Annotated in this window: 25 protein-coding genes and 2 tRNA genes; 14 read left to right on the plus strand and 13 right to left on the minus strand. The window is 56.3% G+C overall.

Going from position 1 to position 22,515, the window contains the following annotated elements; genetic code table 11:
- Window positions 1-243 precede the first annotated feature (243 nt).
- Window positions 244-888, plus strand: a complete 645-nt coding sequence (locus C7476_RS06860; RefSeq protein ID WP_114429156.1) for an outer membrane protein — start codon at window positions 244-246, stop codon at window positions 886-888.
- Window positions 889-944: 56 nt separating this feature from the next.
- On the opposite strand, the gene C7476_RS06865 is transcribed toward C7476_RS06860, so the two are convergent.
- From C7476_RS06865 to C7476_RS06880, 4 genes are all read right to left on the minus strand, one after another.
- Window positions 945-1,541 carry a glutathione S-transferase gene (locus C7476_RS06865; protein ID WP_114429445.1) on the minus strand — a complete coding sequence of 199 codons (597 nt, stop codon included), beginning with the start codon at window positions 1,539-1,541 and terminating at the stop codon, window positions 945-947.
- Window positions 1,542-1,623: 82 nt separating this feature from the next.
- Window positions 1,624-2,364, minus strand: coding sequence for a ribonuclease T2 family protein (locus tag C7476_RS06870; protein ID WP_114429157.1), 741 nt, complete (start codon window positions 2,362-2,364; stop codon window positions 1,624-1,626).
- A gap of 13 nt (window positions 2,365-2,377) precedes the next feature.
- A complete protein-coding gene (locus tag C7476_RS06875; protein ID WP_114429158.1) occupies window positions 2,378-2,824 on the minus strand; it encodes a hypothetical protein in 447 nt (148 codons plus the stop codon).
- 57 nt (window positions 2,825-2,881) lie between these two features.
- Window positions 2,882-3,742, minus strand: coding sequence for a 23S rRNA (adenine(2030)-N(6))-methyltransferase RlmJ (locus C7476_RS06880; protein ID WP_114429159.1), 861 nt, complete (start codon window positions 3,740-3,742; stop codon window positions 2,882-2,884).
- Between the two features lie 160 nt (window positions 3,743-3,902).
- Here C7476_RS06880 and C7476_RS06885 point away from each other — a divergent pair, with 160 nt between their 5' ends.
- Together C7476_RS06885 and C7476_RS06890 are read left to right on the plus strand one after the other, a co-directional pair.
- Window positions 3,903-4,745, plus strand: coding sequence for an EamA family transporter (locus C7476_RS06885; protein ID WP_114429160.1), 843 nt, complete (start codon window positions 3,903-3,905; stop codon window positions 4,743-4,745).
- An 88-nt stretch (window positions 4,746-4,833) separates the two neighbouring features.
- On the plus strand, window positions 4,834-5,631 hold the full coding sequence (locus tag C7476_RS06890; protein ID WP_114429161.1) for a hypothetical protein: 798 nt from the start codon (window positions 4,834-4,836) through the stop codon (window positions 5,629-5,631).
- Window position 5,632: 1 nt separating this feature from the next.
- Here the strand turns inward: C7476_RS06890 and C7476_RS06895 are convergent, their stop codons facing one another.
- Entirely contained in the window at window positions 5,633-6,280 is a 648-nt protein-coding gene (locus C7476_RS06895) for a glutathione S-transferase family protein (RefSeq protein WP_114429162.1), read from the minus strand.
- Window positions 6,281-6,404: 124 nt separating this feature from the next.
- On the opposite strand from C7476_RS06895, the gene C7476_RS06900 reads away from it, so the two are divergent.
- From C7476_RS06900 to C7476_RS06910, 3 genes are all read left to right on the plus strand, one after another.
- Window positions 6,405-8,519 carry a molybdopterin oxidoreductase family protein gene (locus C7476_RS06900; RefSeq protein ID WP_114429163.1) on the plus strand — a complete coding sequence of 705 codons (2,115 nt, stop codon included), beginning with the start codon at window positions 6,405-6,407 and terminating at the stop codon, window positions 8,517-8,519.
- A gap of 82 nt (window positions 8,520-8,601) precedes the next feature.
- Window positions 8,602-8,907, plus strand: coding sequence for a type II toxin-antitoxin system RelE/ParE family toxin (locus C7476_RS06905; RefSeq protein ID WP_114429164.1), 306 nt, complete (start codon window positions 8,602-8,604; stop codon window positions 8,905-8,907).
- Window positions 8,901-9,209, plus strand: a complete 309-nt coding sequence (locus tag C7476_RS06910; protein ID WP_114429447.1) for an addiction module antidote protein — start codon at window positions 8,901-8,903, stop codon at window positions 9,207-9,209. Before C7476_RS06905 ends, C7476_RS06910 begins: the two co-directional genes overlap by 7 nt.
- Before the next feature lie 5 nt (window positions 9,210-9,214).
- On the opposite strand, the gene purN is transcribed toward C7476_RS06910, so the two are convergent.
- Window positions 9,215-9,832 carry a phosphoribosylglycinamide formyltransferase gene (gene purN / locus C7476_RS06915; RefSeq protein ID WP_114429165.1) on the minus strand — a complete coding sequence of 206 codons (618 nt, stop codon included), beginning with the start codon at window positions 9,830-9,832 and terminating at the stop codon, window positions 9,215-9,217.
- On the minus strand, window positions 9,829-10,914 hold the full coding sequence (gene purM / locus C7476_RS06920; RefSeq protein WP_114429166.1) for a phosphoribosylformylglycinamidine cyclo-ligase: 1,086 nt from the start codon (window positions 10,912-10,914) through the stop codon (window positions 9,829-9,831). Before purM ends, purN begins: the two co-directional genes overlap by 4 nt.
- Window positions 10,915-11,093: 179 nt before the next feature.
- On the opposite strand from purM, the gene C7476_RS06925 reads away from it, so the two are divergent.
- From C7476_RS06925 to hdaA, 3 genes are read left to right on the plus strand one after another with little or no spacing between them, the layout of a single operon-like run.
- Window positions 11,094-11,648, plus strand: coding sequence for a CDP-alcohol phosphatidyltransferase family protein (locus C7476_RS06925; RefSeq protein ID WP_114429449.1), 555 nt, complete (start codon window positions 11,094-11,096; stop codon window positions 11,646-11,648).
- Window positions 11,623-12,810 (plus strand): AI-2E family transporter, encoded by a 1,188-nt coding sequence (locus tag C7476_RS06930; RefSeq protein WP_114429167.1) that lies wholly within the window; start codon window positions 11,623-11,625, stop codon window positions 12,808-12,810. The genes C7476_RS06925 and C7476_RS06930 overlap by 26 nt, the downstream gene beginning before the upstream one ends.
- A gap of 34 nt (window positions 12,811-12,844) precedes the next feature.
- The gene (gene hdaA / locus C7476_RS06935; RefSeq protein ID WP_114429168.1) at window positions 12,845-13,537 is read left to right on the plus strand and encodes a DnaA regulatory inactivator HdaA; all 693 of its coding nucleotides are present in this window, start codon (window positions 12,845-12,847) and stop codon (window positions 13,535-13,537) included.
- Window position 13,538: 1 nt separating this feature from the next.
- On the opposite strand, the gene C7476_RS06940 is transcribed toward hdaA, so the two are convergent.
- From C7476_RS06940 to C7476_RS06950, 3 genes are all read right to left on the minus strand, one after another.
- Window positions 13,539-13,922: a YciI family protein gene (locus C7476_RS06940; protein WP_114429169.1), complete on the minus strand. Its 384-nt coding sequence runs from the start codon at window positions 13,920-13,922 to the stop codon at window positions 13,539-13,541.
- A gap of 42 nt (window positions 13,923-13,964) precedes the next feature.
- A complete protein-coding gene (locus tag C7476_RS06945) occupies window positions 13,965-14,726 on the minus strand; it encodes a potassium channel family protein (protein ID WP_245426193.1) in 762 nt (253 codons plus the stop codon).
- 176 nt (window positions 14,727-14,902) lie between these two features.
- Window positions 14,903-15,751, minus strand: a complete 849-nt coding sequence (locus tag C7476_RS06950; RefSeq protein ID WP_114429170.1) for a Hint domain-containing protein — start codon at window positions 15,749-15,751, stop codon at window positions 14,903-14,905.
- Window positions 15,752-16,090: 339 nt separating this feature from the next.
- Between C7476_RS06950 and C7476_RS06955 the strand changes: the two genes are divergently transcribed.
- Both C7476_RS06955 and C7476_RS06960 read left to right on the plus strand, forming a co-directional pair.
- Window positions 16,091-16,672, plus strand: a complete 582-nt coding sequence (locus tag C7476_RS06955; protein WP_114429171.1) for an HdeD family acid-resistance protein — start codon at window positions 16,091-16,093, stop codon at window positions 16,670-16,672.
- Between the two features lie 149 nt (window positions 16,673-16,821).
- Complete coding sequence (locus C7476_RS06960) at window positions 16,822-17,820, plus strand: diguanylate cyclase domain-containing protein (RefSeq protein ID WP_114429172.1); 999 nt, start codon at window positions 16,822-16,824, stop codon at window positions 17,818-17,820.
- An 80-nt stretch (window positions 17,821-17,900) separates the two neighbouring features.
- Here the strand turns inward: C7476_RS06960 and yghU are convergent, their stop codons facing one another.
- Entirely contained in the window at window positions 17,901-18,773 is an 873-nt protein-coding gene (gene yghU / locus C7476_RS06965; protein ID WP_114429173.1) for a glutathione-dependent disulfide-bond oxidoreductase, read from the minus strand.
- Window positions 18,774-19,050: 277 nt separating this feature from the next.
- Here yghU and C7476_RS06970 point away from each other — a divergent pair.
- The 3 genes from C7476_RS06970 (at window position 19,051) to C7476_RS06980 (ending at window position 19,639) form a co-directional block, all read left to right on the plus strand.
- Window positions 19,051-19,127: transfer RNA gene (locus C7476_RS06970), tRNA-Pro, on the plus strand.
- 75 nt (window positions 19,128-19,202) lie between these two features.
- The gene (locus C7476_RS06975) at window positions 19,203-19,508 is read left to right on the plus strand and encodes an ETC complex I subunit (RefSeq protein WP_114429174.1); all 306 of its coding nucleotides are present in this window, start codon (window positions 19,203-19,205) and stop codon (window positions 19,506-19,508) included.
- A gap of 54 nt (window positions 19,509-19,562) precedes the next feature.
- A tRNA-Arg gene (locus C7476_RS06980) sits at window positions 19,563-19,639 on the plus strand.
- A 407-nt stretch (window positions 19,640-20,046) separates the two neighbouring features.
- Here C7476_RS06980 and C7476_RS06985 read toward each other — a convergent pair.
- A complete protein-coding gene (locus C7476_RS06985; RefSeq protein WP_181872371.1) occupies window positions 20,047-21,075 on the minus strand; it encodes an NAD-dependent epimerase/dehydratase family protein in 1,029 nt (342 codons plus the stop codon).
- A gap of 257 nt (window positions 21,076-21,332) precedes the next feature.
- Complete coding sequence (locus C7476_RS06990) at window positions 21,333-22,109, minus strand: FkbM family methyltransferase (RefSeq protein ID WP_181872372.1); 777 nt, start codon at window positions 22,107-22,109, stop codon at window positions 21,333-21,335.
- Window positions 22,110-22,515: the final 406 nt, after the last annotated feature.

The raw sequence follows: 22,515 nt of genomic DNA on the forward strand, positions 1-22,515 counted from the left end.
ATCGATTAGTTTCTATTTTATTGGCTTACTTTCTAACTATTGAAATCATTGAAGAATTCGCGATGTTGCATAAAAAACACATCGCATTTCCGCCATTTTCTCGACAGTTTCTTTTCACAGTGCGGCGCAAGTGCCGCCACAATGCAAAGCGAATGTCTGCCCTGTCAAGCGGATGCAATTCTTGGTTCTTCCCCCCAACCAGTGCCCGCTCCGTGTAAAAGAGTTTAAAAAAGGAGATTGCCCATGCGCACTCTTAAAACAACGATCCTCGCTACCGTGGCAGTGTTCACGCTCTCCGCTCCAGTATTCGCCGCCGACGCCATCCAGGAACAGCCACCTGCACCGGCTCCTATCGAAGCACCGGCTGCTGCCGATTGGTCCGGCGCTTACCTCGGCGCCTATGGCGGTTACGGCTGGAACAAGCACAAGACCGACGATTCTGGCAACATCAACGCCGACGGCTTCCAGGGCGGCGCTTACGGTGGTTACAACTTCCAGAACGGCCAGTTCGTCTATGGTGGTGAAGCAGATCTCGGCTACTCCGGTGGCGACGAGACCCGTGGCGGCATCAAAGCGAAGCAGGGCGTAGAAGGCTCGGTTCGTGCTCGCGCCGGTATCGCACTGGATCCGGTTCTGTTGTACGGCACCGGCGGTCTCGCCGTGGCGAACAGCAAACTGTCGTCAGACACGGGTAGTGATTCAAACACCCGCGTCGGCTGGACAGTTGGTGCCGGTGCCGAAGCCAAGTTCACGCAGAACATCGTAGGCCGCGTCGAATACCGCTATAGCGATTACGGCAAGAAGGACTTCGACCTCGGCGGTCTGGACGACGTTTCCAGCAAGCTGACAACGAACGAGATTCGTGTCGGTGTCGGTTACAAGTTCTAAACGACGACTGATTTGAAAAGAGCCGGGCAGGAAACTGCCCGGCTCTTTTTTTGCGTTTATTTTGGCAGCAGCGCCGCCAAGTCAGGATGCAATTCCTCGAAGCGCTTCTGCCAGCGCTTGAGCTTTGAACGGCCCTTTTCCCATTTGCCTTCAAAACGCAGGCTCGCATAGGCGAGGGCGGCCGCAAGCGCGATATGTCCGCCATGAATTTTCTTGCCGAGACGCGGCGGTGCGGCGTTGAGGTGATCAAGCACGCGTATTGCCTTGCCCCATTGGCGGTCGAGCCATGGCTGATGGATCTTTTCCTCCGGACGGAAGCGGCGCTCATAGACATGCGCGAGCAGCACGTCGCAAAGTCCGTCTGCAACCGATTCCAGTTGTTCGGCCTCAAGCCGTTTTTCGGCATTGCGCGGGAAAATCTTGTTGCCGGACATGCGGTTCAGATATTGCGTGATGACGCGGCTGTCGAAGATTGCCTTGCCGTCATCCAGGATAAGCGTTGGAATCTTGCCGAGCGGATTGGCGCTGATCAGTTCCACAGGTTCGGCGTTGCTGTCCACCAGCACACTCTCGACAGGAACCCCCGCATAAAGCGCCGCCATGCGGACTTTGGTACTGTAGGGTGAGGCGGGGGAATAGAGAATTTTTGGCACTGTGGACTCCCATTGATCACGATTCGGTGCCGGAACCGTAAACCTGCCATTGGTTTTCGCAAAGAGCGGCATTTTCGCCTCACTACTGCGCTGCAGGCATATCCACCGAGCGCCGCCTGCAAGAGGAACGCTCGACTTCAGGGCAGGGGCGGAAGTTCAGATCCTTTGTCAGGCAAACGCGCACTTCCCGGAGATAGTCGCTGTCGCAGGTAACCGCGATACCGTCTTTGGCAAGTCCGGGATTGGCGGAAACAAAGGCCTGTTCCAGTACCAGCGGATTGATCGGTGCACGTGATGTTGGCTGGCGGTAAGCGGCTGGAATAGCAACACGCTTTACCGCTTGGCGCATCACGGAAAAATAGTCCCGCTGTGTCAGGCCAGTGCAGGAGCCATGTTTACGCCACTCATAGGTAACAAGACCCGGCGATGGCATGATATCGGACAATTGCTTTGCCTGGGCGAAGGGAACGTTGCGCGGCTGCGACGTATCGCAATCCTGCGGATAGCCCCGTTCATATTGCGGCCAGAGCCCATGCACGACAAATCCGTAAGGCCGCCCTGACGAACATTGTTGCTGATTGGCGTTCGGGCCTTCCGCCGCGCAATAGCTGGGTGACCAGGAAAGCGCGAGCACATAGAAGTCGAAACCTGTACCGGACGGTAGTGACGAGGGCTTGCCGGCTTGCCGTTCCATCGGCGTATCAGAAGAAGGTGCGATCGGAACGTTCGTTACCGGCGCATTCTCTTCGCGCAGATAGGAAAGTATTGAAATGCCGATCAGAGCCGCAAACAGTGCATAGCGAGCCAGCTTGCCGATCGGCATGCTTTAGCTTTGACTAGTAAAGGGTGCGGCAATTGCCGTTGTAGACGTGCCAGCGATCAAAGCCGGATACGCAGAATTCGACATTATTGCCGATACCGACGAAACCTTGGCCTTCTTCGACCAGATACCAGACCGGACGTTGAACTCCGTCCGAGAGATGTGCTGTCGCGCGGCAATAATGGCGGGCCACGGCATCCATTTCCGGATCGCGGCTAGGCTCAAAGTGCGTCAAGCGTACATCGCTGAAGTCCTGGATCGCAACCTGCGGCAGATTGGGCACGTGACGAACCTGATAGGAAAACTTGTTGATGATGCGATTGAGAACGCGTGCCTGTCCGCACGTATCGTCGTAACCGGGCCCGCTTTCCACATAGTCTGCGGCCCGCGCCGGAGCGGCAGCCGATGCCAGCGCGACGCCAACGGCGAAGCTTGCAGCAAGAAACGATGATACGCGCGTCATAGGATCACTCTCCGTGAAATCTCGTTGGTCGCAATCTCAACCAGCCGTTGCCTTCGGTCAAGCGTCAACTTGCTCGCCGCGTATCCATTCGAGCGTGAAACCCGCATTCTGTTCTTCACTGAGGATTTTCGACAACGCTGGCAGCAGGATGCGCAGTTCGTCATCGAGCGTATAGGGCGGGTTGACGATGATCATGCCAGTGCCATCCAGCCGCGGTTCCGGCGAGCTCGCGCGAATCATAAGTTCGGTCCGCAATATCTTGGGGATGCCCGTATCTTGCAGCGCGGCTACAAACCGCCGGACTTCCTGCCGGTCCTTGACCGGGTACCACAAAGCGAAGGTTCCGCCGGAAAAACGCTTGTGTGCCCGCACCAGCCCATCGACGAGACGGTCGAATTCACCCGCCACCTCGAACGGCGGATCGACCAGGACAAGCCCGCGTTTTTCCTTCGGCGGCACGTGCGCGCCGAGCGCAAGCCAGCCGTCGAGCTTCGTTACGCGGACCTGAATGTCGCCCTCGAATATGTCGGCCAACAGCTCTGCATCTTCCGGATGCAATTCCAGCGCGGAAAGCCGGTCCTGCCGGCGTAAGAGATGCCGCACGATCAACGGCGATCCCGGATAGTGCCGCATCTCGCCATCCGCATTTTCGGCACGGACGATATCGAGATAGGGCTGGATCAGTTCCGCAACCTTGGCATCGATCTTGGCGTCGAGCAGCCGTCCGACACCGTTCTGCCACTCGCCGGTCTTGCCAGCTTCGACACCCGCGAGATCGTAGCGGCCTATGCCCGCATGAGTATCGATAACGCGAAAGGCTTGTTCCTTGCGTTGGAGATAGAGCACAATTCGCGTCAGGATGATGTGTTTGACCACATCGGCGAAATTGCCGGCATGATAGGCGTGTCGGTAGTTCATGCTGGGCTTCTCTCATGCCGCGAGCCTGGTCGCAAGCGGGCTTGGTACTTCATCATTTTCTTTGATGTTGAAGTCCAGCTTATCGAATTTGCCATACGACACAAATCTGTCATACAGCGCATCAGGCACACACGTATCGCTGGCGTGCTGCGGGTGAGCAATGTCCGGAACCGTCGTCCTCATCGTTCTGTTTGCAGCACTCATGCATGCAAGCTGGAATGCCGTTGTCAAATCCGAAGGCAACAAGTTCCTGAACACTGTTGTTGTTGTCACCTCTGCCGGCATCATCGCGGCCATCTGCCTGCCATTTTTAACACCACCCGCTCGCGAAAGCTGGCCTTTTTTGGCCGCATCCGGTGTCGCGCAGGTCATCTATCTTGTATTGGTAGCGGCGGCCTATCGCAGCGGGGACATGAGCCAGGCCTATCCGATCATGCGCGGCACCGCGCCGTTGATCGTCGCCATCGCCAGCGGCCCGCTGATCGGCGAGGTACTTTCCTTGGAGAAATGGGCCGGAATCGCGCTGATCTGCGGCGGCGTCCTTGCACTGGCGCTGGAGTCGCGGCGGCGGGCCGGCTCCAATCGCGCCACCACGATCCTTGCGCTCATCAACGCGGTGGTGATCGCGTCCTATACGTTGATCGACGGCGTCGGAGTTCGTCACTCGGGCGCTCCGGCTTCCTATACGATGTGGGTGTTTGTCCTGAATGCAGTGCCGCTGTTCGTTTGGACGACGATCATGCGTCCGGGTGAATTGTGGCCGCATTTCCTCAAGCGAACGCGTCTCGCGACGATCGGCGGCGTAGGTACGCTTGGCTCTTATGGCCTTGCGCTCTGGGCCATGACCATGGCGCCAGTCGCCGCGGTTGCTGCGTTGCGGGAAACAGCGATCCTGTTTGCGGTGGCTATTTCGGCGTTCATCCTCAAGGAAAGCGTCGGGCCGAAGCGCCTTGCGGCTGTCGCTTTGATCGCAATGGGTGCCGCCATCATGCGTCTGGCTTAAATTTTTGTAATCTACTGGCAAACGTTGGATGTGTGCCCTATTTGCGGTTACGCGTTTTTGCTCGGGCCTATTCATTTTTGGATAAATCTTGGATATTTGCACCTTCTGGTTCGGTCCATCTCTTCGTTTCGTTGACCGAATATGTCTCGCATCAATGCTCTTGGCAGGGCATCGCGTAAAACTTTTTTCATACAGCGGGATTGAGAACATTCCGGCTGGCATCGAAGTTCACGATGCCGAGCAAATCCTTCCTCGTGCCACCTTCGCGCGAATCAACCGTAATTTTCCGGCTATGACACCCGGTGTTTCGATTCTCCAGTTTAGCGATCTGTTCCGGGTTATGTTGATGAAGTATGACCAGGGAGCTTGGCTCGATACGGATGTTTACCTGCTTAAACCGTTTCTACCATCGGCGGGCCGGCCATATCTCGCGCATGATACCCTGACGCGGATTGGTGTTTCCGCACTGTATCTGCCAACGGACAATCCTATCATCGGCGATTTTGTCGCCTATATCCAGGGAACCGAAGTTCTCCCCGATTGGCTCGGCTTTCACCGCCGGGTCATCAAGCCAGCCCTGGCCCGCTGGAATGGCAAGGAAGTCACGACGGCGATGATCGGCCATACTGTCTTTGGCAATGATGGCATCTCGCGCCTGGCGCGCCGGCACGGTTTTTTCACAGATGCTGCACCGAAGCAGAGTTTCTACTATTGGACGGGCCGAGATGCACTTCGCATATTCGACCCGAGATATGGCCTTGAACCGACACGTCACAAAGACTTCATCGGGTTCCATATTCACAAGAAAAAGCCGACAGTTCTGCCCGCCGAACCCGGAAGTTTCTATCATTGGGCAATCGAAAGAGTGCAGCACCTGCTGAACTAAATCACTTCGGCACCATGTGGAAATAAGGTTTTGCTTCCTCGATTGCTCTTGCGAAGGATGGCCGATTCATCAGCCTTTCCAAATAACGCGATACGCTCGGATGTTCAGTTCCGAGCGGGACATCGAGATTGGCATAGAAAAGTGCCGGTGAGGCGGAGCAATCGGCCAAGGTGTATTGATCCCCAGCGGCCCAGATGCGGTCCTTCAGCCTACTTTCCAGTACGCTATAAGCTGTCCGCAGCTTTGTGACCGCTTCCTCCACCCCGAAGCCATCTTTTTTGCCTTCCGGCCGCAGCTTGTCCCCGACGATTTTCTGCATATGCGTGTGCACGTGCAGATCGAAGAACCTGTCAAACCAGCGCGCTTCATGTGCCATCTCGGGGTTGGTCGGCAGAAGTTGTGCCTTTCCCGGATAATGCAATTCCAGATACTCTATGATCGGTGTGGACTCCGTAATGAGCCTGTCGCGAGCACCATCTCGCAGCACCGGAAACTTCCTGATTGGCCACATCTCGGTGAAGCGTGCGTTTTCTTCCGGATCGCCGAAATTGACCAGTTGCGCCTCGAAGGGCAGGTCCTTCTCGTACAGCGCCGTGAGAACCTTCATGCAATAGGACGATAGCGGGTGATAATACAGCTTCAGCGACATTTCATTCCTCCGGATATGATACTAAAGTAATTGCTTAACTATCAGCACATCGTGCGGGCGTCAAGCTTGTCACCAAGACAAAAAGCAGCATTGTGACTGCCGGAATTTGCGCTAAGGATATCGCATGAACAAACCTGTCCTGCTCCGCACGGGCCATTCGGCCTGTCCCCATGATTGCCCTTCAACCTGCGCCCTTGACATCGAGGTGCTCGATACGGGCCATATCGGCCGCGTGCGCGGTGCGAAAGAGAACAGCTACACGGCTGGCGTCATCTGTGCCAAGGTTGCCCGCTATGCCGAGCGCATTCATCATCCTGAACGGCTGCTGAAGCCTGTCATTCGTGGGGGTGCGAAGGGCGAGGGCGTATGGAAAGAGGCGAGCTGGGACGCGGCGCTCGATCTGATCGCTGAACGGTTTCTAAAGGCCGAAGCGGAGCATGGTTCCGAGAGCGTCTGGCCATATTACTACGCCGGCACCATGGGTCTTGTGCAGCGCGATTCGATCCATCGCCTGCGTCATGCGAAGAAATATTCAAACCAGTTCGATAGCATCTGCACCAACCTGGCCTGGACCGGCTTCTTCGCCGGCACCGGCAAGCTCGGCGGTGTCGATCCGCGGGAAATGGCAAAGTCCGATTGTGTCGTGATCTGGGGCACCAATGCTGCGGCGACGCAGGTCAATGTCATGACCCATGCTGTCCGCGCCCGCAAGGATCGCGGCGCCAAGATCGTTGCTATCGACATCTATGAGACCGCCACTGTACGGCAGGCGGATCTGGGGCTTGTCCTCAAACCCGGCACCGATGGCGCTTTCGCGTGCGCCGTCATGCATATTCTGTTTCGCGATGGACTTGCCGATTGGGACTATCTCAACGCCTATACCGACGATCCGAAGGGCCTCGAACAACATTTGCAGGAGCGTACCCCGGAATGGGCCGCTGCGATCACCGGCCTGACCACCGCCGCGATCGAAGAGTTCGCCCGGCTCGTCGGCACAACCAAGCGGACATTCTTCCGTCTCGGCTATGGCTTTGCCCGCCAGCGCAACGGCGCGGTCAACATGCATGCGGCACTGTCAATTCCGGCTGTGACCGGCGCCTGGAAATACGAGGGCGGCGGCGGCTTCCATTCGAATTCAGGCATTTTCCGCATGGACAAGCGGGAGATCGAAGGCCGTGCATTTGTCGACCCATCCATCCGGCACATCGACCAGTGCAAGATCGGTCCGGCGCTTACGGGCGATCCGGCCGCGCTTTATGGCGGCCCGCCGGTCATGGCGATGCTGGTACAAAACACCAACCCCGCTAATGTCGCGCCGGAGCAGCGTCTGGTGAAACAGGGTATGCTGCGCGATGATCTGTTCATGGCCGTGCATGAGCAGTTCATGACCGACACCGCCAAACTCGCCGACGTCGTTCTTCCGGCTACCATGTTCATGGAGCATGACGACATCTATCGGGGCGGCGGCCAGCAGCATATCGTGCTCGGTCCGAAGTTGATCGATGGTCCCGGCGAAACCCGCCCCAATCTCTTTGTCATTAACGAACTGGCAAAACGCCTCGGTGTGGGTGATTTCCCCGGCTTCGATCTCGACGCGAAAACACTCATCGACAACATGATGGCAGCTAGCAATCTGCCCGGGTTCGACGTGCTCAAGGAAACCCGCTGGCTCGACATCCAGCCGGATTTCGAAACGGCGCATTATGAAAAAGGTTTCAGCTGGCCGGATGGCAAGTTCCGTTTCAAGCCGGATTGGACCAACGGCCCGTCACCCAACCGGCCGCCGCAATCGATGGGCCTGCAGGGCCCGTTCGAAACATTGCCGCAATGGCCGGACTACTGGCAGGCAATCGAAATCGCCGATGAGAAGCACCCCTTCCGCCTGGCGACGTCGCCTGCGCATAATTTCCTGAACTCGACTTTCTCGGAAACGCCGACGTCGGTGGTCAAGGAAAGGCGACCGGAACTGCTGATCCATCCGGAAGATGCGGCCGAACTCGGTATCGAGGATGGCGCGCGCGTGGAGATAGGCAATGATCGCGGTGAAGTCGTTGTGCATGCGCGCATTCAGGCCGTGACCAAGCCCGGCGTGGTAATCTCCGAAGGCATCTTCGCCAATTCGGCTTTCGAGCGAGGCGAGGGGATCAATGTCCTGACTGGCGCCGATGCTCCAGCACCCAATGGCGGCGCCGCCTTCCACGACAACAAGGTCTGGGTGAGAGTGGCTGGGCCGCGCTAATTATTTTTCCCAGAATTTATTACTTTTTACTTTTTCGATTTTTAGCATCTAGCAATTTTGACAACTATGGTTTACATCTCAAATGCGGATTATTCAGAAAACAGATAGCTTTCTCAACTGGATCGACGGACTGCGTGACCTTCGAGCCAAGGCCATAGTAATGAAGCGACTCGACCGCGCAATTGCCGGTAATCTGGGTGACGTCAAATGGGTGGGGGAAGGTGTAAGCGAGCTTCGCATCGATTATGGGCCGGGCTATCGCATCTATTTTGTGGAACTTGGTAGCATCTTGATCATATTGCTGTGCGGCGGCGACAAAAGCACTCAGGACCGAGATGTCAGAAGGGCAAAAATGATGGCAATGGATTTAAGGAGATCAAAATTGTGATAAAGTTAAGTCCCTACGATACTGCCCAACATCTCGATTCCGAAGAAATCATTGAGGAGTATTTGCTGGCAACGTGCGAAGACGGCACGCCGTCAGAAATTGCCCGCGCCCTGGGGACAATTGCCCGTGCGCGGGGAATTACTGAGCTTGCTCAGAAGACCGGCCTCACCCGTCAGGCGCTCTACAAAGCTTTGAGTGGGGAGGGTAATCCGGGATTGGCGACGATCACAAAGGTTGCCGACGCCCTTGGCCTTAAACTTTCTTTGGTGCGTGCGCAGACCAAAGATGAAGATGCCGCATAAACGGATTAGTCGGTAAAAACCGTTCGCCCGTCCTTCATCACAGCTTTGCCGCTTGCAACCAGCGCGAGCGCACGCACATAGGTTTCGTGCTCCACTGAGAGCACCCGTTCAGCGAGCCTATCGGGCGTATCGCCTGTCTTCACAGGCACGGAGGTCTGCGCAATGATCGGGCCTTCGTCCGTGCCCGCAGTGACGAAATGCACGGTGCAGCCATGCACACGCATGCCAGCTTCGAGCACCTGCTCATGCGTGTGGAGGCCTTTGAACAGCGGGAGCAGGGAAGGATGGATATTGAGCATCTTTCCTTCCCATTCACTTACGAATTCCGGCGAGATAATTCTCATGTAACCCGCAAGGCAGACGATATCAGCCTTCACAGCCTGCAGGGCGTCGGAAACAGCTTTTTCATGCTCGCGCTTCGAAGCAAAGTCGCGATGGGGAATGGCAAATGCCGGAATGCCCTGCGCCCGTGCTGTTTCCAGCCCGCCGGCATCCGGCTTGTTGGCAATAACCGCAACGATTTCAGCCGGATAGTCCGCGTTCTTTGCCGCTTCAATGAGCGCGCTCATATTGGAGCCGCGCCCGGATATCAGGATGGCGACACGTTTCTTTGGTGTGCTCACAGCGCCAGCGTGCCTTGATAGACGACCCCGGCATTGGTGCGTGCAACCATCGTGCCGAGCCGCACAGGCTGTTCGCCCTGTGCGTTCAGAGCCGCAAGCACCGCATCGACATTGTCGGGCGCAACAACGGCAATCATGCCGATACCGCAATTGAACGTCCGCAGCATTTCATCACGCTCGACGCCGCCGGTCTTTGCCAGCCACGAAAACACGGGCGGAACCTTGATGGCCGACAGGTCGATGCTCGCCGTCAGGTTCTTGGGCAGAACGCGGGGAATATTGTCCGGGAACCCGCCGCCGGTAATATGCGCCAGTGCTTTGATCGCGTTGGTTTCGCGGATGGCGGCGAGCAACGGCTTCACATAGATTCGCGTCGGCGTCAGCAGCGCCTCGCCCAGCGTCGTGCCGGTCTTGAATGGCGCATCGGCATCCCAGCCAAGGCCCGAAAGTTCTACGATGCGCCGTACCAGCGAAAATCCGTTGGAGTGAACACCGGAAGAGGCGAGGCCGAGAATGACATCGCCCTCGGCAATGTCACCGGACGGCAGCAACTGATTGCGCTCGGCTGCGCCCACGGCAAACCCGGCAAGGTCATAATCGCCATCGCGGTACATGCCCGGCATTTCCGCCGTCTCACCGCCGATCAGCGCACAACCGGCCTGCAAGCAGCCTTCGGCAATCCCGCTGACGATAGCCGCGCCCTGATCCGGATCGAGCTTGCCTGTGGCGAAGTAATCGAGGAAGAACAGAGGCTCGGCGCCTTGCACGACGAGATCGTTGACGCACATGGCGACGAGGTCGATGCCGACGGTGTCATGTACGCCCGCATCGATGGCGATCTTCAGCTTGGTGCCGACACCGTCATTGGCCGCAACCAGCACGGGATCGGTAAAACCTGCGGCCTTCAGGTCGAAAAGTCCGCCAAAACCGCCGATTTCGCCATCTGCGCCGGGCCGGCGCGTCGAACGCACGATCGGCTTTATCTTTTCGACAAGCAGATTGCCGGCATCGATATCCACGCCTGCCTGCGCGTAGGTAAGGCCATTCTTGCCACCTTTGGCGGGATCGTTCTTGGTATTCATGATCTGCTCCGGATTATTGCCCGCGAAATGGCACGACTCTGGCGTTGCTGCAAGGTCTGAGTAACCCTCCCGTCAAGAAAACCCCGTTTATGGACAGTTTGGCCGCCGTTTGGGGTTGAGGAAAGCATTTACCCACGCCATTTAGGATTTGTATGCATGCCTTGAGGAATCCGGATCCAGTGACAATTCCCAACTACATCACGATCTTCCGTTTCATTCTCGTGCCGTTCATCGTGATGGCCTTGCTGTCCGGATATGTCGGAGCCGCACTGATAGGCTTCGTTATCGCCGGCATCTCCGACGGCATCGATGGTTTCATTGCCCGGCGTTACAATCAAGGGTCAGAGCTCGGTGCCTATCTCGATCCCATCGCCGACAAACTGCTTCTGGTTTCGCTGTTCGTGGTGCTTGGTTTTGTGAAGGAATTGCCAGTCTGGCTGGTCGTCATCGTCGTTTCGCGCGATATCTTCATTATCGGCGCGGTGCTCCTCGGTGCGATCATCGCCAAACCGTTGGAAATGCATCCGTTGTACGTGTCGAAGGCGAATACGGCGTTTCAAATTGTTCTTGTCACGGTCACACTGGCCGATATGGCATTTGATTTTTCACTGACCGGCAGTCGCATGGTACTAGTATGGATAGTTGCCCTCTTGACCGCAGCTTCCGCGGCTGCCTATCTCATGACGTGGATGAAACACATGGCGGGATATGAGCAAAAGCATAAGCAAGACTAAAACGGATCCTGTCCCGGTCGAAATTCAGGACAAGGACATTCATGTGGATGTCCAGGTAAACACACTTGGCGCAAGCGTACGCCGCCAGGCCGTGTTCTGGACAGGCGCGATGCTTTTCCTGGCGTTTTTCCTCTACATCTTCTCATCGATTCTCCTGCCTTTTGTCGCGGGACTTGTGCTCGCTTATTTTCTTGATCCTGTCGCCGACCATCTCCAGCGCCTCGGCCTGTCCCGTCTGCTGGCCACTATCGTCATCCTCGTCCTGTTTGTCGTCACCTTTGCGCTGTTGCTCATCATCCTCGTGCCTGTACTCGCCTCGCAGATGAGCGATTTTATCGTGCGTTTGCCGAGTTATGTATCGCGACTGCAGGAACTCATCGCCAATCGCGACTCTCAATGGTTGAAGGATTTCATAGGTGTCGATGCTTCGGTCATCCGCAGCAGTCTGGATTCGCTTCTCCAGCAGGGCGCAGGCTTCCTTACCACCCTGCTGCAGTCGATCTGGAGTTCGGGTAAAACCTTGATCGATGTCGTGGCACTATTCGTCGTCACGCCTGTTGTGGCATTTTATATGCTGCTCGACTGGGACCGCATGGTTACCGAGATCGACAAGCTTGTTCCACGCGAGCATGTCCATACCGTTCGCGTCATAGCGCGCGACATGAACAAAGCCATCGCTGGTTTCGTTCGCGGGCAGGGCACGGTGTGTCTCCTTCTCGGTATCATATATGCGGTCGGCCTCACGGTTACCGGGCTGAACTTCGGTCTGCTGATCGGTCTGTTTGCCGGTCTGATCAGCTTCATTCCTTATGTCGGCTCGCTGGTTGGCCTGCTGTTGGCGCTTGGCGTAGCGCTCGTGCAGTTCTGGCCCGATTATATCAATGTTCTGTATGTCGCCATTGCATTTGGCATAGGACAGTTCATCGAGGGCAATATCCTTCAGCCGAAACTCGTCGGCTCGTCCGTGGGCCTTCATCCCGTCTGGCTGATGTTCGCGCTGTTCGCGTTTGGCTCGCTGCTTGGTTTCACCGGCATGCTCATCGCCGTGCCAACAGCTGCCGCCGTCGGCGTTCTCGTGCGCTTCGTCATCCATCGCTATCAGCAATCCCCGCTCTACACAGGCGAACATCGCAAAAACGAGAAGACCAAAGAAATCAGATGACAGTGCAGCGTTGCGGGCTGTATTTCATCGCCCCATGACCGATGCAAGTACACCGCGCCAGCTGCCGCTCGATCTCGGCCACGAACCGGGCTATTCCCGTGACGATCTGATCGTGTCTGCATCCAACATGGCTGCGGTGGATATCGTCGATCGCTGGCCGGGCTGGATATCGCCCATCGTTGTGTTGGCCGGTCCAACAGGCTCGGGCAAAACCCATCTTGCCGCGGTCTGGAAAGCAGAATCTGATGCCATCGTTCTCGATGCGCAGAGCATCGGTACCGCATCGGGCGAGAAGGGCCCGTTCCTGATTGACGACATCGGCTCAGGTCCGATCGACGAATCCGGCCTTTTCCACCTGATCAATAGCGTGCGCCAGAGCGGCTCCAGTCTGCTGATGACGTCGCGTAAATGGCCAGCCAACTGGCCTGTGACCTTGCCGGATCTCGCTTCGCGCCTGAAAGCGGCGACGACCGTAGAAATCGGCGAGCCGGACGACACGCTGCTCTCGGGCGTTCTCTACAAGCTCTTCGCTGATCGGCAGATTGCTGTTGATCCCAACGTCATCAACTTTCTCGTCAGCCATATCGAGCGTTCGCTCTCCACGGCCAATCGCATTGTCGAGCGGCTGGACCACGCTGCTCTCGAAAAGAAATCGAGAATCACCCGCGCTCTTGCCGCCAGCGTTGTCACCGCGAGCGATGAGGGGCAGGCGGCCTTCGAGCTTTAACTCAACTCTCCTGTTCAGGCAGCAGCGGCGCACCCGGGCGATAGAGGAGGATTGGCCGGATTTCATAAACGGCAGTGGGATTGGCACGGCGCAGGTCGCGTGCGGCTGCGACAGCATCCTTAAGCGTCGGGCATTCCACAACGTAGAAGCCGAGCAACTGCTCTTTGGTCTCGGCAAAGGGGCCATCGATGATCATGCCGGCATCCTTGCCCCGCAAGGTCACGGCGCGCCCCGTCGGACCAAGCCGTGCAGCCGGGCCCAAACGTTTTTCGCTCACGAGGCGTTCATTGACCTCGAGCAGTTCGGCCATCAGCGCCGCGTCTTCCTCTTTGGTCCATGATTCGACCACTTCCTCCTCGTGATAGGCCAAGATGGCATAGAACACAGCTTATCCCTCCTTTGTATGTCCCAGTTTCTAAACGGACTCTCAACCTTCGCCCTCGTTCTCGATATTGACGATAGCTCCGCAGGCTTTGCAATGCACAGCATCGGGATCATGCCGGTTGAGTCCACAAGTCGAACATAGATAGCGAACTTTATTTGGCCGAAACAGCACTTGAGCAAGGCGCAGGAAGAGCGTTACGCCAAAAATCATGATTGACACGGAGATCAATCGGCCGCTCGTCCCCTCAAGCGTGATGTCGCCAAAACCGGTTGTGGTGAGGGCGGTGACGGTAAAATACAGCGCGTCGGCATAGTTGGCGATCTCGGCATTGGTCCGGTGCTGCGTCTCGTAAACCACGCCTGTCATGATGAACAGGAACACCAAAAGATTGAGGACGGCGATCAAGGCATCCTCGTGTTGGCGCACAAACGGGAAGTCAGCACGCAGTCGCGCGAGAACCTGATAGGTGTGAAGTAACCGAAGGGTGCGAAGGATACGTAGAAATCCGAAACCCTCGCCGGAAAGAGGGGCAAGAAAAGAGAAAACGGCGGCAAAATCCGCAAGCGTAGAGGGTCGGAAGATTGACCGCATCGTCATCTCGCCGGTCGAAAAGCGGGCTACCAGATCAAGCAAAATGATCAGACCGATACCCGTATCTGCCCATTCGACGACCTGGGTCCGTGGAAGAAAGGATGTACCGATCACGAAAAGGACAGTGGCGATATCGAAAGCCAGCAACGCATACCGGAATAGGTGCGCCCTGTTGGTGTTTCCCTCATACAGCTCCGATATCAACCTGCTCACGGCAATCCTGTCATCGCATCCAACCTGGTGAAACCATAAGGCAGAATTCGTTTGCAAATACCATCAAACGAAAATTTTGCGAACAGAGGAGATGAAGGGTCAGTTTGCGCGTAAGGATAGACGCGCAAACTTGATTGCCGTTTGCATGCGGAGGCTTTGTCGTCCTCCCTGCCGGATCAGGTGACCAGTTGCCCGGCGCGTACCGCAATTCTCTCGTAAACGTCACGGACAGGGTCACGCCAGTGAACAAAGGGAGACGCCCCGAGGAGAAGAAGAGCCTTCAGATGCTGTCGGCCGCCTTCATAGCCTACGACTGGCGCAAAAGGCGTCATGGCAGGACGCCGACCGTCTGCTGGATAGAGACGATCATACTCAGCGAAGTTCGTGAAATTCTCGTGATTGTTTGCCCTGAAAAGGAATGTCTCGGCTGGAGCACCGTCGGCCAGGATCACTTCATGGGTGTCGAGCACGATCTGGAAATACTCGATGTTTTCCTGCCCTGCGGGAAGGGCGGGCACGATCGAAATCCCGTTAACAAGCTCCTTCACACGGATGAGGACGCCATCGATGAACAGAGCGTGGTCGGGAGACAGATAGAGATCCTTGTGCGGCGTCCGCTGGTCGAGAGCCTGGCGTGAGACACGAATTGGCATCACGTTTTCAGGCCAGGATGAGCCGCTCGTCTTGTAAAGGCGGCGACCGATCCATTTGATTGCCAGGGTTTCTCCGCGCACGGTTTCAACAAGATCACCGATTCCGAGCTCCTCGATGGGCGTCTCGCCTGTCGGGGTCATGATCGAGGTGCCCCGCAGGAAACAATTATTACCACCGCCGCCGCCCTTGGAATTGCCATTACCGCCGCCAGGTTTTCCCCACCATTTGCCCTTGGCTTGAGCGGGCAGCGAAGGAATAATCATCGCCGCGGCGCTCGCGGCTGCGACTCTGGCGCCGATGGCGAAAGTCAGGCCGAGGAAGTGACGTCTCGCCCGGCTGGGTGGTACGTGCCGCTCTGAATTTGTTGCCATATTCCCATCCCTCTCGATCTATTTCATTCAAGATTGCTGACGGTTCATCTTACCTCACCCCGCAACGTAGAAGGCGTCGGACTTCGTGCTTGTTGGCTGCTGAAATTGGCGTAGTTACATCGTCGAAAGGCGTAGATCCGGGGAGAGGTGCTACCTCTTATGGAGGAGAGGTCGTACTTCATCTTGCCAGCCGTAGCATCATGGCAAATAACGTTGATAATCATCAGCTGTCAGGCGTGTTACAGTTACGTACTTGTTCATCATGGATGCACAATTCAGGATCGCCGGATACGGCTGTTTCCGGCAGTAGGTGTGGCACTGGGGAAAGTGGAGCAGATCATGGCGATGTCATTGGATGCGGCTGCAGAGGTTTTCCGTGCGGCCATGCGGGAAACGGTGAAGCGGTACTCCTTGTGGTACCTCATTCAAGGTGTACTGCTCGTCGCAGCAGGAGCACTTGCTATCATTTATCCCATTGTCTCGTCGGTAGCCGTCATCGTCCTGTTGGGCTGGCTATTGATCATCAGTGGCGTTGCGCAGGGCATCAGTCTTCTCGGAGCGCGGCATGTGCCGCACTTTTGGCTGCAACTCGTTTCCGTCATCCTCGCGTTCCTTATTGGCTTCCTCTTCCTGCGTGATCCGGCGCAGGGCCTGCTGACGGTCACGCTCCTCCTGATCGTGTTCTTCATGATCGAAGGCATCTCAAAGATCGTCTTTGCGCTAACGATCCGTCCATTTCCCTATTGGGGCTGGGTGCTGGCCAGCGGGCTGGTCGGTGTCCTGCTCTCTCTGGTGCTTTGGGCAAGCCTGCCGGTCACGGCGCTATGGCTCGTCGGATTGCTGCTCGGAATTGAACTGATCAGCGTTGGCGGCGCGCTTGCACGACTTGCCTGGCACGTGCGGCGAAGCCCGACGACTTGAGGCGACGCAAGTTCCCACCACCCTTTAACGGTGGCGGGCAAAGCTTCAGCATTCTCTCATCGATTTTCTGCGAGACGAAGCCACTCGATAAAGTGTATTAACAACTTTCGCGCCACTATGCGCTCTCGCTCCAGGCAACAGAGTTATATATGTCCGATGTCCCGCTGCTCGAGTCCGCCGTCATTGCCCGCTTGAAAGCGGAGCTGCAGGCTAAAGAATCTATAATCCGCGATCAGGCTACTGCACTGGAACACAGTCGCAAAATCTTCGCGCGGGCCTCGGTGGCTGCCCGGATTGGTGTGTGGGAGTGCAGCCTTCCCGATGAGACATTGCATTGGACCGATGTGGTCTATGACATCTTTGATCTGCCGCGCGGGTCCAACCTTCATCGAAACGAGATCGTGGAATGCTATGCGGAGAACACTGCGAAAGAACTCCAGCGACGCCGCAAAAGAGCAATAGAAGATCGCAGCGGCTTCGAGATGGATGCCGAAATCATAACGGTGCAAGGCAATCGCCGCTGGATACGAATTACTGCCACTGTCGAATCCGAAAATGGCGTACCTGTTCGCATTTTTGGCATGAAACAGGACATCACCGAGCAAAAGATTTTGTTGGACCGCACGCGATATCTGGCCGACTTCGACCTTTTGACCGGACTGGCCAACCGCAGCCAGTTCCAGATGAGACTTGCAGATTTGTGCGAACTCGATGCCGGCGAAAATCCGGGCGGCGCATTGCTGCTGATCGATCTCGACGGTTTCAAAAGTATCAACGACAGTCTGGGGCACCCCGTCGGCGATGAGTGTCTGAAAGAGGTTGCCAATCGCCTCCTTGCTTTATGTCATGGGACCGAGGTTGTGGCCCGAATTGGCGGCGACGAATTCGCCATTCTGCTAGGATCCCAATTCGGCGAGGATGCGATTACAGACCTTGCGCAGCAGATCGTCGGTTCTCTGAGTAAACCTTTGGAGTTTTTCGGTCAGTCACCGAAGCTTGGGGCGTCGGTGGGTATAGCGCTTATCGATGACTGTGTCCCGTCCGTCGTGAAGAATGCCGATACCGCCCTTTATGCTGCAAAAGCTGCGGGACGGAACACCTTTCGGGTTTTCTGTCCGACGGGAACTCTCGACGAAGAAGCTGCCTGAATCGCCGGCAGGCAAGCCAATGCTGCCGGCATCGAGATACAGTTTGCCAACGCCGCGCAAACTCTGGTTTTAGCAGGCGGTCATTTGGCAGCCAATTTGTCCTGGGTCTTCATTTCGAAGTCGCTGGCATCGTGACGCTCACGCAACTGGGTCGAAAGTTCACCGGAGGTGCGATTGACCATCCGGCCGCGCCGGACTGCCGGGCGTTCTTCAATCTGGTTGGCCCAACGCAACACGTTCTTGTATTCCTGCACTTGCAGGAATTCCGCGGCGTCGTATTGCCGGCCCTTGACCAGTCCGCCATACCACGGCCAGACTGCAATATCGGCAATGGTGTATTCGCTGCCTCCCAGATATTCGCTTTCCGCAAGGCGACGGTCGAGCACATCGAGCTGACGTTTGGTTTCCATGGCAAAACGGTCGATCGCATATTCGATCTTGGTCGGCGCGTAGGCGTAGAAATGGCCGAACCCGCCTCCCAGATAGGGTGCGCTACCCATCTGCCAAAACAGCCATGACAGGCATTCGGCGCGCGCCGCTGTTTCCGTCGGAAGAAACGCACCGAATTTCTCGGCGAGATAAACGAGGATAGAACCGGACTCGAAAACCCGGATGGGCTTCGGGCCACTGCGATCCACCAGAGCGGGTATTTTCGAGTTTGGATTGACCGCGACAAAACCGCTACCGAACTGGTCACCATCATTGATATTGATCAACCAGGCGTCGTACTCCGCGCCATCGTGGCCAAGCGCCAGAAGCTCTTCGAGCATGATGGTAACCTTCACACCATTCGGCGTACCTTGAGAATAGAGCTGAAGCGGATGGCGGCCGATAGGCAGCTCCTTGTCATGTGTCGGCCCGGCGATCGGCCGGTTGATGTTTGCGAAGCGACCGCCGCTCTCTTTGTCCCAGATCCAGACCTTCGGCGGCGTATAGTCGTTCGTAGCACTCATTTGCAAACTCCGGGATTCGATAGTGAATTGCGTTTGACCATCGATCTAACCTTCTCGTTGACGATGACCAGATCAAAAGGTCAATTTTTGTGGTTCCTGACTTCACTTTTCTGTCAAGTCGCCATCTGGGGACAAAGGAGCCGATCTTTGAACGGGGACTTTTGGTGCCACATGTTGCCTTTGCAAACCATTCGTTTCGGTTTTCTGCTTTTTTCGTGTCTTGAGCTATTGCTTTCCGATCACGAAGACTCTAGGGACAGCAGCGTCAAACAAAGGACGGAGCGTAGCGCAGCCTGGTAGCGCATCTGGTTTGGGACCAGAGGGTCGCAGGTTCGAATCCTGCCGCTCCGACCAATTCCCAAGCAAATGCTGCTGGAACTGAATTGAAGCCTGTAATATATCGGGATTGCAGACAAAGGAATCTCTTCAATGGCAGCACGCATCTACCGCCCGGCAAAAACCGCAATGCAATCCGGCAAGGCCAAGACCGGGACCTGGACGCTTGACTTCGAGCCGGAGCAGCCGCGCAAGATTGAACCGCTGATGGGTTATACGTCATCGCGCGACATGAAGAGCCAGATCCGCCTGACTTTCGAGACGAAGGAAGAGGCGATCGCCTACGCGCAGAAAAATGCCATCGACTATGTCGTGCAGGAGCCCAAGGAAACACGCCGGCGTATCGTGTCTTATTCGGAAAATTTCCGCTTTGACCGCAAGCAGCCCTGGACACACTAGAATAGCGTTTTTCGATTTTTCCCGGGAAGATTGCTTTCCGCAGGAACTCATATTGGTCCCGTAGCTCAGCTGGATAGAGCACCGGCCTTCTAAGCCGACGGTCACTGGTTCGAATCCAGTCGGGATCGCCACTTTTCAATAACTTATCTGGTAGACTCGGCTGTATCCGAGTTTGGACTTTTCACCGCTATTTGTTCCGATCCCTGATGCGGCGACGGCATCCAGAAACCACAGCGCCATGCACAAGGGCCTCGCGCCCAGGTTCAACTGCTCGGTGCGGATCAAAGCAGTTTGGCCTTAGCGCGACGCCTTATTAGGCATTTAGCGGGCGGAACATTCCCTTACGGTAAGCAGTTAAGAGCTCATTATAGGGAGACATTGATATGGGTGATCCAATACCTACTCCAGAGCCGGAACCGGCCCCGCCACTGCCGGACGATCCGCCTATTCCCAATCCTGAGCCGGGGCCAGTTCCGCCGTTAACGTTGAGCCCACCAATTCAATTGCCGGATGAAACCAAGTAGTTCGATATATGGTGTCAGCGAAAATCGCGTGGCAACAACAAGAATGGATATCTTGCTGCAAGAGATGATATCGCCCGCTGAGCTGAAGTTACCGTTGTTGACACCTCCTCTATTCGCCGCATTGAATCATCCACGGCCTCCCAGCCCGTGGACTGAAGTTTGGCCGAGCTGGCAACAAGATCCTTGTACAGTCTTTGCTTGCGATCGGTTTGTGCGGTCATCTTTGCGGCGATGCTCAAAAACGCTTCCGGGACGGAAAACAATCGGGGACTGTGGCCCATCCCGCGGCGCATGGCCGCCACGATTTCCCCCAACCTCAGAGGTGAGTTGTCCGCAACGATGAAAGTTTCGCCATCCGTCTTCGGCTCTTGCAGACTATGGAAGATCGCCGCGCAAAGCGCGCCGAGGTCAAGCAGCGACCTTTTGCCAGGCAGCGACTTCAGGGGCAGGGGGATGGGCAATGCAGCAAGCCGCGTGAGCTTGGCAAGGTTGCCGGTAGCGTTCGGGCCGTAGACCAGAACTGGCCGGAGGATCGTATAATTCCGGCGGGGCATAGCAGCGGCAATTTCGACCTCTGCGGCGAGTTTTGCCCGCCCGTAGTCATCTGTTGGCTGCGGCGGGTCGCTTTCCCGCAAGACACCGTCGAATACGCTGCCACACTGCGCCCGGATCGATGATGTGAAGACGAATTTGCCGCTGATCTTTTTATGCGCAGCCGTGGCCAGTCTGCCTGTCAGCAGACAATTGGCGGCATAATATTCTTCGGCTGATACTGCTCGCTTGGCGTGATGGATGGCGGCCAGATGGACGACATGGTCGACGTTCTCCAGGATATTTTCGAAGGCACTTGCAGGCTCGTCCGTATAAGGCAGACGGACGTACGGGGAACCGCCACCTGATGGTTCTCGCGACGTGCAAATCACCCGGTTGCCTGCCGCCTCAAGCTGTTTGACAAGTTCAGTACCGATAAACCCCGATGCCCCCGTAACGAGTACTACGTTTTGGCGCTTCCGGGTCGAGACGCCGCCGAATTCCTCACCCACTGGGTTTTCCAACACGGGAGACCTCTTATCCTGACGGATGCGAAGCGGGCGGTGCCAGCGCACAAACGCGCATCATTGCATTCGGTGCCGCACTATAAAAAATGGGAGTGACTGGAACGGCGAGTCAGAAACGATTAAGCGGTCGCTTTGTTCCCGCTATTGCGGCTCGTAATGGGGGGACCTGTCGCCTTCCCCGGAAAGGGCAGTCAACGCCCCGGCCTTCGGGATTAGCCAGAATTCATCGCCCTCGATTGTGCCTAGTGCGATGGTAACGTCGGCGATTGCCCGACTAAAAAAGGTTTGATCGCAAAGACTGAGGCCCAATGTCTCGACTCTTGCTCAACTTCGTAGCCCAGTGGCTCCAGGTCGGCTACCGCTTGCGCAACGGTGTAGGGCGAGTGACATTCAACCTTGAGACAGGCAACCTTGGTGGACCATTCGGTATTTCGCGTAAGTACCAACGCTTCCGCTCCCTCGATATCCATCTTTACAAAGTCGATCAGGTCGTCATTCTTGAAAAGAGTATTGAGTGACCAAGCGCGCGAATTCCGTGTCGGGGAATTAGCCGCTTCGGTGACATGTGCGCCGTGTTCCATACCTGCGTCGATGACATATTCGATTTCTCCATCCTCGAACCATACAGCTCCTGTAATGATCTCGCAGCGCGAACCAAACGTGATGGTATTGGTGCGTGCGAGCTCGGCATTGGCCGCATCCAGCTCCACGGCACTTATCCTCGCTAGTGGAAAAGCAGCAGCGTACAGCGCGACGGTCAGACCAATATTTGCGCCAAGGTCCCAAATGCGTGTCGCTTTTTCCTTTGAAAGAATTGATGGGGGTGCATCATATGACGCACCGAAAGTCTCATAAAGCACTACCAGATCGCTGGTGCCCGGTCTGACGGATATTGGTTGATGGCCAAGTGAACGCACTCTGAATAACATTGTTCCGTCATGGGACTTGCCGTGGGCTAGGCTCCACAGAAACCTTAGTGGTTGCATCCCGGGGCCGAATTCGTGGAACAGACGACCCATATCTCGGGTCCGATGCCACACAGTCCGTTGCGGCATGGCTACCTCCTCCGAAGTATCCTTTAGGGCAGAGTACAATGCGCCATTGAGGGGCGTCTATCTGCTCAAAAGAGGTATTCGAGGACTATAACGCCCCTTAACGGACCGCTGAATCAGGCTTACCGGTCTCGGTAGGTTCCATCTAACCTTCATGGCATATAATTATGGTTGCGCTCGCTCGCAGCCGAGCTAGAGCGCCGAAGCCACAGAAGTGTTCCAAAGGGCAGGCCTCCCTTATGGAACGCCGTGCTTCCGGACTTGGACCCGGCATCGCATCCGAATGGATGTTCGCACTGGCGCTCAAATCTGGACAGGTGAAGCCCGGGCCTTTGTCGACTTCATCGAAAGGCAGCTCGTGGCGCTGCAGCCC

This window comes from Phyllobacterium bourgognense (assembly GCF_003337575.1).
GTDB lineage: Bacteria > Pseudomonadota > Alphaproteobacteria > Rhizobiales > Rhizobiaceae > Phyllobacterium > Phyllobacterium bourgognense.

Excerpts from the sequence above, each read along its gene's own strand:
- C7476_RS06875 (WP_114429158.1), bottom strand. The coding sequence starts at position 2,824 with ATGACGCGCGTATCATCGTTTCTTGCTGCAAGCTTCGCCGTTGGCGTC.
- C7476_RS06955 (WP_114429171.1), top strand. The coding sequence starts at position 16,091 with ATGGCGATGTCATTGGATGCGGCTGCAGAGGTTTTCCGTGCGGCCATG.
- C7476_RS06870 (WP_114429157.1), bottom strand. The coding sequence starts at position 2,364 with ATGCCGATCGGCAAGCTGGCTCGCTATGCACTGTTTGCGGCTCTGATC.
- C7476_RS06895 (WP_114429162.1), bottom strand. The coding sequence starts at position 6,280 with ATGTCGCTGAAGCTGTATTATCACCCGCTATCGTCCTATTGCATGAAG.
- C7476_RS06880 (WP_114429159.1), bottom strand. The coding sequence starts at position 3,742 with ATGAACTACCGACACGCCTATCATGCCGGCAATTTCGCCGATGTGGTC.
- C7476_RS06885 (WP_114429160.1), top strand. The coding sequence starts at position 3,903 with ATGTCCGGAACCGTCGTCCTCATCGTTCTGTTTGCAGCACTCATGCAT.
- yghU (WP_114429173.1), bottom strand. The coding sequence starts at position 18,773 with ATGAGTGCTACGAACGACTATACGCCGCCGAAGGTCTGGATCTGGGAC.
- C7476_RS06930 (WP_114429167.1), top strand. The coding sequence starts at position 11,623 with ATGAGCAAAAGCATAAGCAAGACTAAAACGGATCCTGTCCCGGTCGAA.
- C7476_RS06950 (WP_114429170.1), bottom strand. The coding sequence starts at position 15,751 with ATGGCAACAAATTCAGAGCGGCACGTACCACCCAGCCGGGCGAGACGT.
- hdaA (WP_114429168.1), top strand. The coding sequence starts at position 12,845 with ATGACCGATGCAAGTACACCGCGCCAGCTGCCGCTCGATCTCGGCCAC.
- C7476_RS06960 (WP_114429172.1), top strand. The coding sequence starts at position 16,822 with ATGTCCGATGTCCCGCTGCTCGAGTCCGCCGTCATTGCCCGCTTGAAA.
- C7476_RS06975 (WP_114429174.1), top strand. The coding sequence starts at position 19,203 with ATGGCAGCACGCATCTACCGCCCGGCAAAAACCGCAATGCAATCCGGC.
- C7476_RS06900 (WP_114429163.1), top strand. The coding sequence starts at position 6,405 with ATGAACAAACCTGTCCTGCTCCGCACGGGCCATTCGGCCTGTCCCCAT.
- purM (WP_114429166.1), bottom strand. The coding sequence starts at position 10,914 with ATGAATACCAAGAACGATCCCGCCAAAGGTGGCAAGAATGGCCTTACC.
- C7476_RS06990 (WP_181872372.1), bottom strand. The coding sequence starts at position 22,109 with ATGGGTCGTCTGTTCCACGAATTCGGCCCCGGGATGCAACCACTAAGG.
- C7476_RS06905 (WP_114429164.1), top strand. The coding sequence starts at position 8,602 with ATGCGGATTATTCAGAAAACAGATAGCTTTCTCAACTGGATCGACGGA.
- C7476_RS06860 (WP_114429156.1), top strand. The coding sequence starts at position 244 with ATGCGCACTCTTAAAACAACGATCCTCGCTACCGTGGCAGTGTTCACG.